Source organism: Luteibacter sp. P4_D7_3 (genome assembly GCF_056401735.1).
In genome coordinates, this window is the sequence record NZ_JBFUIT010000061.1 from 1 (window position 1) to 16,291 (window position 16,291).

The window sequence follows — 16,291 nt, forward strand, 5'->3', positions numbered from 1 at the left end:
AGGTCGAGCCGACCAGCCAGCGGGCCAGGGCGCCTCGCTCGGTATGCCCGATGACGATGTGGTCGACCCCGTGCCGTGCCACGTACGAGAGCAGGGCGTCGCCGGGGCTTCCATGAATGAGGTCGACGGCCACCGGTACGCCGGCCTCGGGCCTCAAGGCCTTCACCTCGGCGTTCAGCGCCTCGAGGCGCTCCCTGCCGTTGTCCGTCATCATCAGCGCCGCCGTATCGGCACCGTTGTCGATCTGGAGCACCGAGAGCACCTGGACCCTCGCCCCGGCGCAGGCGGCCAGCTCCAGGGCGAAAAGGTAGGCGCGGCGGGCGGTTTCCGAGCCGTCATAGCCAACCAGGATGTGCTTGGGCATGGGATTTCCCTTCAAGGAGCGGCGTTGGATCGATAGTAAGCCGCCTAAAGCCGCCCGGGGAGCCGGTTCACGGGTCCTCGACGAATCCTCGCCTTTCCTGAACGGGTGTCGGGAGCCTCCGTGTTTCTTCACATTCGTGAGTACAGAATCCGTCTCGCAGCTTCCTGCCATCTACCCACGGAGAAACGAACATGATCAAGCGCATTACCGGTCTGGCTGTCCTGGCACTCGCCGCTGCAGGTACCTTCTCCGCGCAGCCCGCCAAGGCGGCTTCGGACGCTGAGGTCAAATGCCACATGACGTTCAGCACCACGGGTTGGGCTGCGATCTACAAGAAGGCCGATGGCCGTGGCCACGTCCGCTGCGATAACGGCCAGAGCGCCGACGTGATCATCCACGTTCGTGGTGGCGGCCTCACCGCCGGCAAGTTCAGCATCGAAGGTGGCAAGGGTGAGTTCACCCACGTCCACGGCATCAGCGAGATCTATGGCGAATACGCCAGCGGCGGCGCCAATGCCGGTGTCGTGAAGAGCGCCGAGAGCGCGGCGATGACCAAGGGTGAAGTCTCCCTGGCCGTTACCGGCACGGGCCGTGGCTTCAACCTCGGCGTCGACCTGAGCAAGTTCGAGATCGAGCGGATCGGCAAGTAATACCCGCTTCCGTCAGCAAAGGGGCGTCCTCCGGGGCGCCTCTTTTTTTTGCGAATCTCACGCGCCGCCGCAACCGAAAGGGACGGAACCCGCATTCACGCGGACGAGTACACTTCCCTGATTCCCACCCACGAGGTTTCCCCATGCGTCGCCTCTTTACGCTTCTCGCTCTTTGCCTGGTCACTGTCTCTGCCTGGGCCGCCACCCCTGCCGGCCCCGCGGTCGGCGACAAGGCGCCCGATTTCAAGCTGCAGGACCAGAAGGGCGAGTGGCATTCGCTGGACACCGAAAAGGGCAAGTGGCTGGTCGTCTACTTCTATCCGAAGGACTTCACGGGCGGTTGCACCACCGAGGTCTGCACCTTCCGCGATGACATCGTCAAGCTCCACAAGGCCGGTGCCGTTGTCTATGGCGTCAGCCTGGACGACGTGAAGTCGCATGCCGAATTCGCCGCGAAGTACCACGTCCCGTTCCCGCTGCTCTCGGACGCAGACGGCGCCATGGCGACGAAGTACGACGTGCTCAGCGACGAAAAGGGCAGCAAGTACGCCCGTCGCGAGACCTTTCTGATCGACCCGACCGGCAAGATCGCCAGGGTCTATAAGGACGTGGATCCGGAAAAGAACTCCGGGCAGGTGCTTGCCGATCTCGCGCAGCTGAAGGCTTCGGGCACCTGAGCATGTTCAAACCACTGAAGGGGCCACGGCAGGCCCGTCCGTTCGCGCCGTGGCGCATCGTGGTCTGGCTGGTGATGTTGCTTGCGGCCGTGGGCTTCGTGATCAACGCCGCTGGCATCGTCGCCGCCGCAGGTGCCATCCGTTCCATCAGCGCCGAGGCGATAGCCGCGGGTACCCCCGATCCGCGTGTCTTCCTGGCTTGGTCGGTGGGCAATACCCTCGGGGCGTTTGTCGTCATGGTGGTTGCGCTGGGGACCCTGCGGTGGCGCGAATGGGGCCGAAGCGCCATGCGCATCGCGGCCGGCGTGCTGGCCGTCTGGGCGATCGTCACGGCGGTGATCGCTTTTCAGCAGTGGCAGGCGATCGGAGTGGAGCTCGGCCAGGGCGGTCTCGAGCCCGAACAGCTGCTCCGTGACGTGAAGCTGCGATCGATCCTCGTCGTGGGGATCGTGCTGAAGGCGGTCTCCGTACCCGTGCTGGCCTGGCTTGCGTGGACGCTGGGTCGCGTGTCCGTGAGGCAGCAGTTCGCTCAGCCCGCCTTGTGAGCAGGATGACCGCCCGCGTATTCGCCTTTGTCGTCGCTGCCTGCGTTGCGGGCAGTGTCGCGGCTCAGGACGTCGGCCAGATGTCCTGTGGGGTCGCCAGCAGCTACGACCTTACGGTGCGTTCGGATGCCCTTCTGTTCGAGCGCCCGGAAGTGGCTCCGCGCAGTGTGCGCATGCACGATGGCAGCCTCGCCACGGACGGTCGCACCGTGGCGCTGCGCCCGGACGAGCAAGACCGCGTCGCCCTTTTCGAGCGCAACGTCCGTGCCCTGGTGCCCAAGGCCAAGGCGATCGCCAGCGATGGTGTGGACGTTGCTGCGCGCGCTGTGCGCGAGGAGGCCGGCCGTGCATCTCCGGGATCACTGAGCAGCGGTGAGCTCGACCGGGCACTTGCCAGTCGCGTTGCCGAGATCAAGCGGCGTATCGCGGCGAGCCAGAGCACCCGCGACTGGCAGGCCGATGCCATGCGCGCCTATGCGCAGGAAATCGTCTCCGATATCACGCCCCTGCTGACCCAGGAGGTCGGCGGTGAGGCCATGCAGCTGGCGATGAATGGTGATCTGGAAGGCGCCGCCGCGCTGCGCGATCGCGTGGCGGATGTCTCCACGGGCGGTCAGGCGCGTGTCATCGCCCGGCTGGAATCGACCCTCAGGCCGCGGGTTCAGGCCCTCTGTCCGGCTGTCCGACAGTTGGTCGACCTCCAATCCGGCCTGCGCGACGCGTCTGGTCAGCCTTTGCTGTTGATCGAGCCCGGCGGCTGACCGCCGGCTGACCAGATACCGGGACGTTTATGACCGGCTAAGTCCGACAGGTCTAACGTTTCGCCCATGGAACGAAACTCGATCCGTGTCGTCAATTGGCTGATTCGCCGAGTCATCGCGGATCGTGATCTCTATGGTCAGGCGGCACGTGGCGTGCGAGAGCCGGGCCTGAAGGCTGTTCTGCAAGAATCCGCCGACTCCCTGACGGCTATCGCTGCGGAGTTACAAGGCGAAGTCACCGCCACCGGCGGGCGTCCGGCCACAGCCGGCGGCCCCATGAGTGGGGTCCGACGCAGCATGATGGAGGCGTCGGCAAAGCTCTCGAACGATCCGGATGTCACCTATATCCGCACTCTCGAACACATGGAGCGTCGACTGCTCGACGCTTTCCTGCGTCTCGAGGCCACCTCGGGAGATCGCGCCATCGTCGGTCGCCACATTGCGCGCCTGCGACTGCTGCACCTCGACATGATTCACATGGGTGGCGCGACCGGACGCTGAGCGTTTCCCTGAGCAGAAGCTCAGGCGGCGCGCCTGATCTCGCTTAGCGTGCGATGCATGTGGTGATCGGCCGAAACGCGAACCGGCCGTGTTGCGATGCGGGTTTCCCGGTCGGCAAAGAAGTTTGCGAACGCGATGGCATCGCCGGGATCCTTACGCACGGCGATCTGGACGCCCTCGCGAAAGATGGCCCAGGCCTCGCCGATATCCGCGATGTGGTAATCGATGACGTGCTGATTCACAGGCGACCCCTCGGTCTTGACGCGCCTTAAGGCGTACGTCGATAAGAATCGCGGGTCGGGGTCATCGGAAAAATCAGATGAATCTGAAAAATCCCACTTTTTTTTGAGAATAAGCTCAATCCGTAGACAGCTCCCGCGCCGATTCGATCAGACGCTCCACGTGCGATCGCAGCGCCGTGACCACGCTGGGGAGTCGTTTTAGCGCGGCGCCAGCATCTTCCCCGCGCAGCTCCCTTTCGAAGCGTTCGAGCATCGTGGCAGCGCTGGAGGGCCCAAAGACGCGGAGACCTCCGCCGATACGGTGACTCCATGCCGCCGCGTCCTCAGGGCTGCCGAGGTTCCCGGCATCGTCGATATCGGCATACGTCGCTGCGGCGAACCGGCTGACCATGCGGGGGAGCGCCGCAAGTCCCCCGAAATCCTCGCGCAAGGCGTCGAGATCCCACACCGCTGCTGCGTCCGTCACGGCCGCGAGGGCATCGCGCAGCGCGTCGAGCCGGACCGGCTTTGCAACGAACCCGTCCATGCCGGCAGCCAGGCATCGCTGCTTCTCCTCGGGCATCGCATTGGCTGTCATCGCGATGATATGCAGCATGGCGTCGTTCTCTCTCAGGGCCTGCACCAGCGCGTAGCCATCCATCCGCGGCATCTGCAGGTCGGTCAGGAGGACGTCGAAGGTCCGCGTCGATGCCGCCAGCAAAGCCTGTTCGCCATCGGCGACGATGGTGTGCCGGTGGCCGAGCCGATCGAGCTGTGCGGCGACCAGTTCACGGTTGGTGGCGTGGTCCTCCGCCACGAGCACGTTCAGTGGCACGTCGGTCTGTGCACGTGGGGGCGCTTCTCTCGGCTCGTCCGCCTCGTTGCGGGCGATGACCGGCAGGGTCAGCTCCATGGTCACCCGGGTGCCGACACCGCGCTCGCTGGTCATCGCGATCTGGCCGCCCAACAACGCGGCCAGTCGTCGACTGATCGCAAGGCCGAGACCGCTGCCGCCCGAGCGCGCGGTCGTGGACGCTTCGGCCTGGGTGAAGGGCGTGAACAACCGGGCCATGTCGTCAGGGGCGATACCGATCCCGGTGTCGGCCACCACCAACCGCAACGACTGATGGCCAGACGTCTCGCCCACCACCTCGACGATGACGACGATATTGCCGCGCGTCGTGAACTTGATCGCGTTGCTGACCAGATTGAGCAGGATCTGGCGCAGGCGCGCGCCATCGGTGAGGACRTATTCGGCAAGACGTTCGTCGATCCTGCGCGCGATGGAGAGTCCCTTTTCGTTGGCCTTCCAGGCAAACAGGTCGACGACCGCCCCGACCAGCTCACGCAGATCGACGGGGCGGCATGCAACGGCCAGCTGCCCGGCCTCGATACGAGAGAAGTCGAGCACGTCGTCGAGGATCTGCAGCAAGGCACCCGCCGAGGTTTCCGCGGTGCCCAGAAGACGTCGTTGCGCGTCGTCGAGCGAGGTCGTGCCAAGCATTTCCAGCATGCCGATGACGCCATGCATCGGCGTGCGGATTTCATGGCTCATGGTGGCCAGGAACTGGCTCTTCGCCCGCGTGGCCGATTCGGCGACTTCCTTGGCCAAGGCCAGCTGGGTCGACTGTAGCCGTCGCTCGGAGACATCGATCCAGTAGCCGGTGAACTCGACGGTATCGGCGACGCGCCGGGGCACGGCGTGGGACGCCACCCAGCGCTCCGGTGACGTATCGCGAATGCGCATCTCCGCATGGATGGGTGTCAGGGACGCCGCCGCGCGCGCCACCTCGGCCATGAGCCCTGGCTGGTCGCGTCCGTCGATCTGCGCGAACGCGCTGCGTTCGTCATGGATGAACGTCTCGGCCGATACGCCGAAGATGGGTTCCGGATTGCCCCCTACGTAGACGAAGCCGATGCGCCCGTCCGGGTGATAACGAAATCGATAAACCACGGCGGGCATGTGCCGGGTCACATCGGCAAGCTGCGCTTCCGTATGCAGGCGGCGGCGTGTTTCACGTCGCAGGCGCAGGTACGCGTGGCTTACCAGGAGCAGCAACGCCAGAACGAGGGCCCCTGCTGGCCCGACCTTGCGCGCGATCTCCCGCCAGGATGTACCCCAGTGGTAGTCGGAGCGAAGCCAGGTGTTACGAATCGTCTGGCTACGGCGTTCGGGCAGGCGTGCGAACACGCGGTCGAGCAAAGGAATCAGTGGAGCGAATCGTTGGTCCACGGCCATCGACAGACCGGCATGCTCCCCGGTCGGGGCGGCGATCCTGAGTCGTGCCGGGTAGTCGCGCCGAATGAGGACTTCGGCCGTGGCGATGTCGCCCACGTAGGCGTCCACCTTGCCGGAAGCCACGGCGGACAGGCCTTCGGCCGTGGTGGAAACCGGCATGACGTCGGCCGTCGACATCGGCGCCACCGCGGCCGCCACCGCTCCCTGGGCAAGATTGGCCGCGACCCGGTGCCCACCCAGATCATCCGGGCCCGTGACCAGGAAGCCGTGCTCCCGAGTGACGATCACGACCGGCAGATCGAGATAGGGCGCGGTGAAACCGAAGCGGCGTTCCAGTGCGACGTTGCTCGCGGATGCCGCCGGCAGCACGTCGATGTCGCCGTGCATGGCGCGTTGAACGGTGTCGTGCCAATCCAGGCTGGTCACGGTCTCGGTACGTAGTCCGAGCACGCGGGTGGCCTCGCGCAGGTAGTCGATGGCCAATCCTTGGGCTTCGCCGTCCCGGCCGATTTGCGAGATGGGCGCTGCAGACGGATCGATACCGATGCGGAGCACCGGCAGCGTTGCGAGCCACTCTCGCTCCGCCGTGCTGAGCGGCACGTCGTCAGGCGTGATCGCGGAACTTTCTTGGGGTCTGCCTTGCGATGCCGCGCCCGATGGGGGCGAGTCCATGTCGGTGTGAAAGATCGCGACCCGTTCGTGCTGTCCCGTACCCTCACGCAACATGTCAGCCGCGCTCGCCTGTCGGTACGAAGCGAACAAAATGCCGCAAAAAATGGCCAATATTCTCAATTGCTTCATGGTGTTCCTTCGACCACGTGCGGACGATTACTGTAATCTCCACGATGGTAAGACTGAGTAGCACATCTCATGGAGAGCGGCTGCGCACATCCGCCTACGAGGGAAGACATGGTTTTGCGAACGATCATTGCCGACGATCACCCGGTAGTCCTGATGGGGGCCCGTGCCGCCCTGGAGGCGGGCGGTGATATCGAAGTGGTCGGCGAAGCGGCCAACGGCGACCAACTCGTCGAATTGCTGGCGTCGCTTCCCTGCGACGTGGTCGTGACCGACTTCTCCATGCCCGGCGGCCGTCATGGTGATGGACTGTCGCTCATCGACCTCATCCGCCGGCGCTATCCGCGGCTGCCTGTCGTCGTGCTGACCATGGTGAACAATCCCGCTGTGTTGCAGACCATGCGCAGCCGCGGTGCGCTGGGTCTGTGCGACAAGCGCGCACCGCTGRGGGAAGTCGCCGTCGCTGTGCGCTACGCCGCCACGGGTCGCGCCTACATGAGCGATACGATTCGTCGGCAGTTCGACACGGGCGGCGTGCAGAGCACGGCCGATGGCGTCCGCCTCTCGGCGCGAGAGATCGAGGTGGTGCGCTTGTATGTAGGGGGCATGTCGATCTCGCAGATCGCGGAGCAGCTGAGCCGCAGCGTCAAGACAGTCAGCCGCCAGAAGCGCGATGCCATGCGCAAGCTCGGTATCGATCACGACAGCCGGCTTTCCGAGTACGCACGCGAGCGCGGAATCGCCTCATGACCCCCTGCCGGAAGTCAGGGCGTGACCAACTACCCATGCTTCCTGCCGCCTAACGGACTAAACCTTAGGCTCGCCGGACGCATCCTACCCGGCGAACATCCGTTTCCTGGGGAGAAGGGCCATGCGCCATCCGATCATCGCCGGCACCGCCGCCGTCGCCTTTGTGCTCGCCGCCACGGCAGGGCGGGCAACGGAGATCAACTTCAGCACGGATACCTGCAAACACGATTACTCGACGCCTTACGACGTCGATGTCACGGCGGCAGGCCTTTCTTTTCACCGTACCGATGGCGTGCCGGCCGAGGTCTTCCTCCATGACGGCGCGATTCGCGTCGATGGCAAAGCCGTTGCTGTCTCAGGCGGGGATGCCGACGCGCTGCGCCGGTACGAGGCTGGCGTTCGTGCCCTGATGCCACAGGTGGCAACGATCGCCCGGGAGGGTGTCGAGCTAGGGTTCTCAGCGATGACCACGGTCACCCTGTCTTTTGCCGACGGCGATCAGCGGSGCAGGATGCTGGAAAAGCTCAAGCGGAAGCAGATCGAAGCCCTGCGTGAGATCGATGAGGGCGTCGGCTCGGGTCATTGGTCAGCCAACCGCATGACCGAGACCGTTGCCGGCTCGGTGTCCGATTCCGTGGGCGAGCTGGTCGGTTCGGTCACCTCGAGCGCGGTGACCGCCGCCCTCTCGGGCGACGCGAGCAAAGTCGCCGCGCTGCAGGCCCGCGCCGACTCGCTGGACAAGGCGATGGACCGCGAAATGAACAAGCGCTCGAAGGCGCTCGAAGCGAAGTCCAACGCCATCTGCCCGCAACTGAATGATCTCGCCAGCCTCCAGCAGGGCTGGGGTGTTCGCCTGGCCAACGGCAAGCCGCTGGAGCTCATGACGATCAAGCCGAAGGGCGAACATCGCGACGATGACCACGACAGCGACAGCGACCACAGCAGGAAGGTCGTCAGCTTCTGACGTCCTTGTCGAGCCACGCGACGACGTTGTTCACGCTGTCACCGTAGAACGTTCGATACATCTCCGCGGTGACGTAGCCAATGTGGGGCGTCACCAGCACATGGGGCAGCGTGCGGAATGGATGGTCTGCGGCAAGGGGCTCGACCTCGAAGACGTCGACGGCTGCGCCCGCGAGCCGGCCGTGCGACAACGCGTCGATCAGTGCTTTCTCGTCGACGATAGGTCCTCGCGAGCTGTTGATGAGTCGTGCCGTCGGTTTCATGGCGGCGAGTTCGGCGGCGCCGATCAGGCCGAGCGTGCGATCGCTCAGGCGCGTATGGATGCTGAGGAAATCCGACTGCGCGAGGAGCTCGTCCTTCGTCACCCGGCGGACGCCGATGGCGCTAGCGGCTTCGGTGGTGAGGTTCTCGCTCCAGGCGATCACCTGCATGCCGAATGCCTGTGCGATCCGGGCAACCTCGGCGCCTATGCGGCCGAGGCCGAGAATGCCGAGTGTTTTCCCGCGCAGTTCGGTACCCAGACCCACCTGCCATTGGCCGGTACGTACCGATGCCGCCTCGACAGCTATATTCCGTGCCAATCCGAGGATGGCGGCCCAGGTGAATTCGATCGTCGGCGTCGAGGAGTAATCCGTGTGCACGACCTCGACGCCATGCCTGGCGGCAGCGTCGAGGTCGACCGACGCATTGACCCGTCCCGTCGATGCGATCAGCTTGAGCCTCGGCAGCGCCGCGATCAGTGCAGCCGTCATGGGTGTGCGTTCGCGCATGACGCAGACGGCGTCGAACGCCGTCAGTCGCTCCACCAGGGCGTCGTGATCGAACAGGTGATCGTGAAACACGACCACCTCGGCCCGGTCATCCAGCACCGACCAGTCAGCACTCTGCATCGCCACGTGCTGGTAGTCGTCGAGCACGGCCAGTCGGATCGTTTTGTCAGTCATCTTGGGTTCCTGGGTCAGGCGGGCTGGATGAGATCCCAGCCGTTGCCGTAAAGATCGTCGAAGACGACTACGCTTCCATAGGACTCGTGTCGCGGCTCTTCGCGAAAATGGACGCCGTGCTCGCGCATGCGCGCGTGGTCGCCGGCGAAGTCATCGGTGTGGAGGAACAGGAAGACGCGTCCGCCACCTTGCTTGCCCACGTGTTCACGTTGTTCATCGGTGACCGCGCGTGCCAGCAGGAGGCGGGTACCGTCCGATCCGCGGGGTGCCACCGTTACCCAGCGCTTGCCGCCGCCCATGTCGGTGTCTTCGATCAGGCTGAAAGCCAATGCGCGGGTGAAGAAGGCGATGGCCTCGTCGTAATCGTGGACCAGGAAGGTGATGGCACCGAGGGAAGGCATGGGAATCTCCGGAATCGATTTCCAAGCATCCGCGTTGGACGCCGCGGAGGCAAGGGCATCGTTCTTTCAGAGCTTCACCATGCCTATCTTGCAGGGATCGAAACCCTCCTCAGGGCGCTGCGGCGTGCATCCGCCTGATTCGCACCGTGGAGCCGCCCGCGAACGTGATCACGAAGGTTGACCCTTCGTGCGACTGCTTCGTGACAGGAAGGGGATCGGCACCGGCGGCTGCCTCGAGTTCGCTTTGGTGATAACGCGCTTCCTCACCCGTCGGGGTGATCGTCATCGGTGGTCCGATCCGCTTGAAGCTTGTGAAGTGGGTGGCACAGGTGTCGCAATCCGGATGGCTGATCTCCGGGAGGCGCTTGGCCCAGATCCAGTACTTGTTTTCGTGGGGAATGATGATGCGTCGATCATTGCCGCCGCCGACAGGATGGCCCGCGATGGAAGACCAGACGCGGACGATGCGGGTATCGTTGCAATCGGCCGAAGCACATTCCTGGAGCACCACGTAGTCGTTGCCGTTGAGATATTGCGGCTCGATGCTGAGCACGTCGCCTTCAACCAGCGCCGAGGCGGGGAAGACCACGCCAGGCATGCGCGGATCGACCTTGAAGTCGCCGGAAATCAGGTAGCCGCCGTGACTCTCGGTGTAGGCATCGGCGGTGACAGTCACGCCCGGCAGATTGATGTCGCCTGCCGGCGCGGTCTGCTGGCCCGAGGCGGGCAGGGCGATCGCGGTGGCGATCGTCAGGGCAGCGAGCATGCGAAGTGCTGGCATAAGGAACTCTCTGCGGCGCGACAGCGTCAGGGTCACCATTCTACCGCCCGGGTGCGGCGACGCTCAGACCGGCTTGTGCAGCTAGAGGTTAGGCGCTTTCAGGTCTGCCCCGAACAGCCGCCATATACCGTCTTCCCCCTCGATACTCAGGTAAACCCTGCTGCCGTCGAAAGCGGTGAATCGGGACGCCTGGCGGGCGGCGAACCGCACGGCATCATGGCGGGTAGGAAACGTCTGTTGCTCACCCGAGGGAAGGGCGATAGTCCATTCGTTGTCGGGCACGCGAAACGGTATGTCGAAGACGAAAAACATGTACGTCCGCAGAAATCGTGATGGGTCGACTATGCCCAACGACCCCGCCGCATGTGTCAAAACCGCCTCGACATTTGTGCAGGCTCAGGCCTTGTCCGTCGCTTCATCGATGGCTTGGGCGAGTTGGCGCATATCGAAGGGCTTGACGAGGCGGATGGCTGTCGCGGGAGCGCCATCGGTCGCTTCGTTCGGGTCCGAGAGCATGATGACCACGGCAAGGCCCGGGTTCTTGTTCCGCGCCTCTTCCAGATACGCCCCGGCGTGGTCTTCGCCGGGGGCCGGTACCGCGGCAATCAGGAAGTCGACCTTGGCCTGGGCCGCCACCAGTCTTGCGGCGCCTGCATGGGTCGAAGCCACCACGACTTCAAAGCCCCTTGCGTGAAGAACCTCGGCGAGGGTCCCCGCGAGGGGTGAGCGGGGCTCGATGACGGCAGCGAGCGGCTTGAGATTGGTCATGGTGTCTCCCGACATGAAAAAGCGGTTCTAGCAGACCGTATGGCAAGGACGGATGACGCCGAAGGCCCTCGTAGTCCGGGGCGGGGGCGCTTGAGAGGCAGGCGGCCCTTGCGCTCTATGCCGACATGGCAGTCGCGCTGGGAGACATCATGCCGACCTATCGAATCTACGTGATTTACCCGCCGCGTCCGATCACATGGATGAAGGCGCACTCACGCGCCTCAGCGGCCCAGCTAACGAAAGCGCCGCCAAGCTGTTCGATTGCTGAGTCCTCCAAGGCCCCGTATGCAATTGAGCGCGACTTCAAAGACCATTATCGACCTCGTCTTGCTCACTGATGCCGTGCATGCCGAAGACCTTGAAGAATCGCGGAGGCTGGCACGGCGCCTTACACGCATAGCACGTGTGAGTGGATGGCCCCTGATTGCGAGGCAAGCCCGCGCGGTGGAATTGTTGGCCATTCTCGACGCTCCGTTCCAGCACGTCGCCGCTGCTGTTGAAAGACTCCTGCTGATGAGTGAGCGGCATATCCAAGGCTTGCCTGTTCCGAGCTGCGAGATCGGAACCTCACCGTCGGAAGCCGTCACTTCTCCGGGTGCATCGTTTGCGTCGTACAAGCTCACCACCGTGAGAGCGCTTTTGCGAAAAGGCGCCGTCTAGCCGCGCACGTTGGTCCACGTCGCATCGGCAGGGCGCCGCAGGAACTTTCGAAGGCAAACTTGCAAGTTTGCCTTGCAAGTTGGCCCGCGCGGCCATAGCGTAAAGGAATGGCCAAACAATCCTCTGTGTTCCCGGGCGTCGACGCCGCGGCTTCCGATCTCCTCGCCGCGTGCGGTCAGCTCGTGCGTCGTTTGCGGGCCGAGTCCAACAACCAGGAACTGAGCTGGTCGCAGATGGCCGTGCTGATCCGACTGGAAGAGGGCGGTCCCACCTCGACAGCCGACATAGCCCGCGCCGAATTGGTAAAACCGCAGTCCATGGGTGCGACGTTGTCCGTTCTGGAGGAGGAGGGCCTCGTCGAGCGCAGGCCGCATCCGACCGATGGCCGCCAGGTCCTGTTTGCACTCACGGCTGCCGGCGTCGAGGCACGTCGCCGCGTCCGGGCGGCGAAGCGGACGTGGATGGCCAGTGCCATCGCCACGCTCACTGCGGACGAGCAGCGCGACCTGCTGACGGCCGCCGCGGTGATCCGACGTCTCGCTGATTCGAGTACGCGCGACCCCGCGTGAAACGCCGCGCCGACGGCATCGCGTCGCCTTCGCCTTCCTTCTCGTTGCCACTGTTTTTGATCGCACCCTGCCGGTCGCGATCCCGTCTTCCCACCCACGTCCCTGAGGAATTCACCATGCCGCTTAGCCAACTCGACACCAACGCCGCCCTGATCGTCGTTGACCTCCAGAAGGGGATTGTCGCGCTGCCGACCGCGCACGACACCGCGGATATCGTCGCGCGTTCCGCTTCGCTCGCCCGTGCGTTCCGCGCATCGGGTCGTCCGGTCGTGCTCGTGCATGTCACAGGTGCCGCGCCGGGCCGCACCGATGCGGGCGCGCGCGCCTTCCCGTCGGATCCGTCCTTCGTGGAATTCATTCCCGAGATCGAGCGCGCGCCGTCCGATCACATCGTCGAAAAGAAGCGCTGGGGTGCGTTCCATGGCACCGATCTCGACAGCTGGCTGCGCAGCAAGGGTGTCGAGCAGGTGGTGATCGTCGGTATCGCTACCAGCATCGGTGTCGAGTCCACCGCGCGTTTCGCCAGTGAGCTTGGCTACAACGTCGTGATCGTGCCTGACGCGATGACCGACATGGTGGCCAGCGCCCACGACAACAGCGTCAACACGATTTTCCCGCGCCTGGCCGAAACCACGACCACGGCCGACCTGCTCAAGGCGATCGGCTGAAGATCAGCCTTCCCTCGCCGCCCTGTCGAGATTGGCGTTGAGCCGGTCGGGCAGGGCGGCGGGGGTGTTGTTTCTAGGCGTGGTGATCGTGTTCATCGTCGGCTGAGAGGCCCACACCAGCGCCTGCTGCTGCACCGCCGGCCATGCCAGCGCCCATGCCTCCGCCACCCATGCCGCCGCCCATCCCGCCCCCGCCGCCGGCTTTTCCGCCGCCGCCCTCACGGCCTTCGCCCTTGCCGCCTTCGCCGCGCGACTTACCGCCCGATCCACTCGCCGGGCGCGTCGGGCCCTGCTTCGGAATCACGACGCTCGACGGAATCGCATCCAGATCGAGCACGCTGCGGATGAAGTCACGCAGGGAGATGACGAGCTCTGCGGTGTGCGTGGGACGTCCCTCGGCTAACTCGGTCGCTGCGCGCGCTGCCAGCTCCACCTGCTTTTCAGTGCCGAGCAGGATAATGTCCGAGAGCGCGGCCTCTACCGCGTCACGCACGCGACGCGCCCGCTCGTTGCCCTGCGCCGCAGCGGCATCGATGGCGGTCTGCTCCGCATCCAGACGCTTGAGATCGCGTAGATGCGTGGGGTCGACAGCAAGGTTTCCCGTGAACGAACCGCCCAGTGTCTTGTACGCCGCAATCAGGGTGCGCAAGCGTTCGTTGATCTGCCGGTTCTCGCGCTCACGCCGCTGCTGGATCGTCTGCATTGCAAGCAGCCGGATGCCCACGCCGATGAGCGTGATGACCGCCAGGCCGAAGAGGGTGGAGAGGAGCCCCTGCCAGGAGCTGAAGTCGAGGTTGCGCATGAGAGCATCCTTGGAAACCCGCAGAGACAGTGGCGTGAACCCGCCGGCCATTGCAATCGTAAGGAATATTCCTTACCGTGGGGCACGCGCACAGAGAAGCAGCGAATATGCCGAGCATCCAGGAAATTGCCACCCTCACATCCAAAGGGCAGATCACGCTACCCAAAGCGGTTCGGCAGCTTCTGGGCGTGGAAGCGGGCGGGAAGGTCGCCTTCGAGGTTCGGGACGGCGAAGTCATCGTCACTTCCGCAGCGTTGGCCCACGATGATCCTGCGATTGGCGCCTTTCTTAACTTGCTCGAGGATGACATACGGCACGGACGCAACGTCGGTAACCTTCCTGACGATCTCATCCGCGACATGCTTGCGAGCGCAGCACATGTCGAGGATATCTCCGATGACATTGAAGGCGATGTGGAACTCTGATGCAGGTCAACGGATGGACGCTGCTTTTCCACGAGGGCATTATCGATCAGCTTTCGCGCCTTCGTACCGCTGCCATGAAGGCGCAACGTCAGAATTCGACCGGTTCTGAAAGCAACGCGAACGTAAAGCTGTTTCGCGCATTGACCAGGCTGCTCCTGGAAGTCGTGCCTGGCGACCCTGCTCGCGAGGAGTACCGCCAGGGCACGACACTGGGTGCGGCGCATCGTCATTGGCGTCGGGCGAAAATCGGTCGACGGTTTCGAGTGTTCTTTCGTTTCGACTCGCGTTCGCGCGTCATCGTTTACGCGTGGGTAAACGATGAGGCAACCCTACGAGCCTCCGGATCACGATCGGATCCGTATGCGGTCTTCACGAGGATGCTGGGCCGAGGCCACCCACCCACGGACTGGGATTCGCTCGTTTCCGGTAGCACGCCGGGCTGGAAGGGCCCGCACCGTGTCAATGACCGTCCAGACCCCATCGAGCGCCGAGGGTAAAGGGGCGGGCGCTCTCCTGTGCGTCCTACCCGGCTTGATGGATAATGGCGATCCCCCCCATTCCAAAGCATGGGTATCACCTTGCTTCTGATGATCGACAACTACGACAGCTTCACCTTCAACCTCGTCCAGTACCTGGGCGAGCTGGGTCAGGAGGTCAAGGTGGTGCGCAACGACGCCCTCACCGTCGCGGATATCCGCGCGCTGGCGCCCTCTCGCATCATGATTTCGCCTGGGCCGGGCACGCCGGACGATTCGGGTGTGTCGATCGACATCCTCCGCGAGCTCGCCGGCGAGTTGCCGATTTTCGGCGTCTGCCTCGGGCACCAGGCCATCGGTCAGGTCTTCGGTGGCAAGGTGATCCGGGCGCGCGAGATCATGCACGGCAAGACCTCCCCGGTGAAACACCGCGGGCAGGGCGTGTTTGCCGGCCTGCCGAACCCGTTCGAGGCCACCCGCTACCATTCGCTGGTGGTAGAGAAAGACTCGGTGCCGGACTGCCTTGAAGTCACCGCCTGGACCGAGCGCGAAGACGGCTCGCTCGACGAGATCATGGGCCTGCGCCACCGCACCCTCGATATCGAAGGCGTGCAGTTCCATCCGGAATCGATCCTCACCCAGCACGGCCACGACCTGCTGCGTAACTTCCTCGGCATGCCGTTGCCGCTCGCCGCGTAAGAAAGGATCCCCGTTCCATGCCGATGACTCCCTCCGAGGCGCTCCAGCGCACGATCGAGCACCGCGAGATCTTCCACGACGAGATGATCGAGCTGATGCATCAGATCATGCGTGGCGACGTGAGTCCGCTGATGACGGCGGCCATCCTCACCGGCCTGCGGGTGAAGAAGGAAACCGTCGGCGAGATCACGGGCGCCGCGCGGGTCATGCGCGATCTCTCCGCGAAGGTCGAGGTGGGTCCGCATCCCCACTTCATCGACATCGTGGGCACGGGCGGTGACGGTGCGTCCTCGTTCAACATCTCCACGGCGTCGATGTTCGTCGCGGCGGCGGCGGGCGCCCGTGTCGCCAAGCACGGTGGGCGCAGCGTGTCGTCCAAGTCGGGCAGCGCGGACGTTCTGGAAGCGCTCGGTGCGCGCATCGACCTGCTCCCGGCCCAGGTGGCCGTGTGCATGGACGAAACCGATATCGGCTTCATGTTCGCGCCGAACCACCACCCGGCGATGAAGGTTGTGGCACCGGTGCGCAAGGAAATGGGCGTGCGCACCCTTTTCAACATCCTCGGGCCACTGACCAATCCAGCGGGCGCACCCAACATCCTCATGGGCGTGTTCCACCCCGATCTGGTC

The 16,291-nt window shown here is 64.4% G+C and carries 22 protein-coding genes; 13 read left to right on the forward strand and 9 right to left on the reverse strand.

Translation table 11 applies throughout. From position 1 onward, the window contains the following. Nucleotides 1-364: universal stress protein (locus AC1DSN_RS08255; protein WP_477330270.1), on the reverse strand; the 364-nt coding region annotated here is incomplete at its 3' end. A 191-nt stretch (nt 365-555) separates the two neighbouring features. On the opposite strand from AC1DSN_RS08255, the gene AC1DSN_RS08260 reads away from it, so the two are divergent. From AC1DSN_RS08260 to AC1DSN_RS08280, 5 genes are all read left to right on the forward strand, one after another. Beyond that, nucleotides 556-1,014, forward strand: a complete 459-nt coding sequence (locus AC1DSN_RS08260) for a hypothetical protein (protein WP_213949814.1) — start codon at nt 556-558, stop codon at nt 1,012-1,014. Between the two features lie 143 nt (nt 1,015-1,157). Then, nucleotides 1,158-1,691 carry a peroxiredoxin gene (locus tag AC1DSN_RS08265; RefSeq protein WP_063570524.1) on the forward strand — a complete coding sequence of 178 codons (534 nt, stop codon included), beginning with the start codon at nt 1,158-1,160 and terminating at the stop codon, nt 1,689-1,691. A gap of 2 nt (nt 1,692-1,693) precedes the next feature. After that, the gene (locus tag AC1DSN_RS08270) at nt 1,694-2,236 is read left to right on the forward strand and encodes a hypothetical protein (protein WP_477296103.1); all 543 of its coding nucleotides are present in this window, start codon (nt 1,694-1,696) and stop codon (nt 2,234-2,236) included. A 5-nt stretch (nt 2,237-2,241) separates the two neighbouring features. Next, nucleotides 2,242-2,997, forward strand: coding sequence for a DUF2884 family protein (locus tag AC1DSN_RS08275; protein ID WP_477296104.1), 756 nt, complete (start codon nt 2,242-2,244; stop codon nt 2,995-2,997). Nucleotides 2,998-3,063: 66 nt separating this feature from the next. After that, entirely contained in the window at nt 3,064-3,498 is a 435-nt protein-coding gene (locus AC1DSN_RS08280; protein WP_477296105.1) for a PA2169 family four-helix-bundle protein, read from the forward strand. 20 nt (nt 3,499-3,518) lie between these two features. Here AC1DSN_RS08280 and AC1DSN_RS08285 read toward each other — a convergent pair whose 3' ends face one another. Further along, nucleotides 3,519-3,740: a hypothetical protein gene (locus tag AC1DSN_RS08285; RefSeq protein ID WP_063574142.1), complete on the reverse strand. Its 222-nt coding sequence runs from the start codon at nt 3,738-3,740 to the stop codon at nt 3,519-3,521. Between the two features lie 115 nt (nt 3,741-3,855). Continuing rightward, on the reverse strand, nt 3,856-6,558 hold the full coding sequence (locus AC1DSN_RS08290; protein ID WP_477330272.1) for an ATP-binding protein: 2,703 nt from the start codon (nt 6,556-6,558) through the stop codon (nt 3,856-3,858). 309 nt (nt 6,559-6,867) lie between these two features. On the opposite strand from AC1DSN_RS08290, the gene AC1DSN_RS08295 reads away from it, so the two are divergent. After that, entirely contained in the window at nt 6,868-7,506 is a 639-nt protein-coding gene (locus AC1DSN_RS08295) for a response regulator (RefSeq protein WP_477330274.1), read from the forward strand. A 121-nt stretch (nt 7,507-7,627) separates the two neighbouring features. Then, nucleotides 7,628-8,470 (forward strand): DUF2884 family protein, encoded by an 843-nt coding sequence (locus tag AC1DSN_RS08300; protein WP_477330276.1) that lies wholly within the window; start codon nt 7,628-7,630, stop codon nt 8,468-8,470. On the opposite strand, the gene AC1DSN_RS08305 is transcribed toward AC1DSN_RS08300, so the two are convergent. From AC1DSN_RS08305 to AC1DSN_RS08325, 5 genes are all read right to left on the reverse strand, one after another. Next, the gene (locus AC1DSN_RS08305) at nt 8,460-9,413 is read right to left on the reverse strand and encodes a D-2-hydroxyacid dehydrogenase family protein (protein ID WP_477330278.1); all 954 of its coding nucleotides are present in this window, start codon (nt 9,411-9,413) and stop codon (nt 8,460-8,462) included. The genes AC1DSN_RS08300 and AC1DSN_RS08305 overlap by 11 nt on opposite strands. Nucleotides 9,414-9,427: 14 nt before the next feature. Next, nucleotides 9,428-9,814 carry a VOC family protein gene (locus AC1DSN_RS08310; RefSeq protein ID WP_477296482.1) on the reverse strand — a complete coding sequence of 129 codons (387 nt, stop codon included), beginning with the start codon at nt 9,812-9,814 and terminating at the stop codon, nt 9,428-9,430. A gap of 109 nt (nt 9,815-9,923) precedes the next feature. Then, entirely contained in the window at nt 9,924-10,595 is a 672-nt protein-coding gene (locus AC1DSN_RS08315; RefSeq protein WP_477330280.1) for a hypothetical protein, read from the reverse strand. 81 nt (nt 10,596-10,676) lie between these two features. Then, nucleotides 10,677-10,907, reverse strand: a complete 231-nt coding sequence (locus AC1DSN_RS08320; protein WP_477296486.1) for a hypothetical protein — start codon at nt 10,905-10,907, stop codon at nt 10,677-10,679. 84 nt (nt 10,908-10,991) lie between these two features. Beyond that, the gene (locus tag AC1DSN_RS08325) at nt 10,992-11,363 is read right to left on the reverse strand and encodes a hypothetical protein (RefSeq protein ID WP_477296488.1); all 372 of its coding nucleotides are present in this window, start codon (nt 11,361-11,363) and stop codon (nt 10,992-10,994) included. A gap of 767 nt (nt 11,364-12,130) precedes the next feature. On the opposite strand from AC1DSN_RS08325, the gene AC1DSN_RS08330 reads away from it, so the two are divergent. Both AC1DSN_RS08330 and AC1DSN_RS08335 read left to right on the forward strand, forming a co-directional pair. After that, the gene (locus AC1DSN_RS08330; protein ID WP_477296490.1) at nt 12,131-12,592 is read left to right on the forward strand and encodes a MarR family winged helix-turn-helix transcriptional regulator; all 462 of its coding nucleotides are present in this window, start codon (nt 12,131-12,133) and stop codon (nt 12,590-12,592) included. A 116-nt stretch (nt 12,593-12,708) separates the two neighbouring features. Continuing rightward, nucleotides 12,709-13,260, forward strand: coding sequence for an isochorismatase family protein (locus AC1DSN_RS08335; protein ID WP_213949804.1), 552 nt, complete (start codon nt 12,709-12,711; stop codon nt 13,258-13,260). A gap of 73 nt (nt 13,261-13,333) precedes the next feature. Here the strand turns inward: AC1DSN_RS08335 and AC1DSN_RS08340 are convergent, their stop codons facing one another. Further along, a complete protein-coding gene (locus AC1DSN_RS08340; RefSeq protein WP_477295260.1) occupies nt 13,334-14,062 on the reverse strand; it encodes a hypothetical protein in 729 nt (242 codons plus the stop codon). Between the two features lie 107 nt (nt 14,063-14,169). On the opposite strand from AC1DSN_RS08340, the gene AC1DSN_RS08345 reads away from it, so the two are divergent. The 4 genes from AC1DSN_RS08345 to trpD form a co-directional block, all read left to right on the forward strand. Further along, the gene (locus AC1DSN_RS08345) at nt 14,170-14,487 is read left to right on the forward strand and encodes a type II toxin-antitoxin system PrlF family antitoxin (RefSeq protein ID WP_063573029.1); all 318 of its coding nucleotides are present in this window, start codon (nt 14,170-14,172) and stop codon (nt 14,485-14,487) included. Continuing rightward, nucleotides 14,487-14,984 (forward strand): type II toxin-antitoxin system YhaV family toxin, encoded by a 498-nt coding sequence (locus AC1DSN_RS08350; RefSeq protein WP_477330283.1) that lies wholly within the window; start codon nt 14,487-14,489, stop codon nt 14,982-14,984. Before AC1DSN_RS08345 ends, AC1DSN_RS08350 begins: the two co-directional genes overlap by 1 nt. 81 nt (nt 14,985-15,065) lie before the next feature. Beyond that, on the forward strand, nt 15,066-15,662 hold the full coding sequence (locus tag AC1DSN_RS08355; protein ID WP_213949853.1) for an anthranilate synthase component II: 597 nt from the start codon (nt 15,066-15,068) through the stop codon (nt 15,660-15,662). Between the two features lie 17 nt (nt 15,663-15,679). After that, nucleotides 15,680-16,291, forward strand: a 612-nt coding sequence (gene trpD / locus AC1DSN_RS08360) for an anthranilate phosphoribosyltransferase (RefSeq protein WP_477330285.1), incomplete at its 3' end; no start/stop codon positions are given.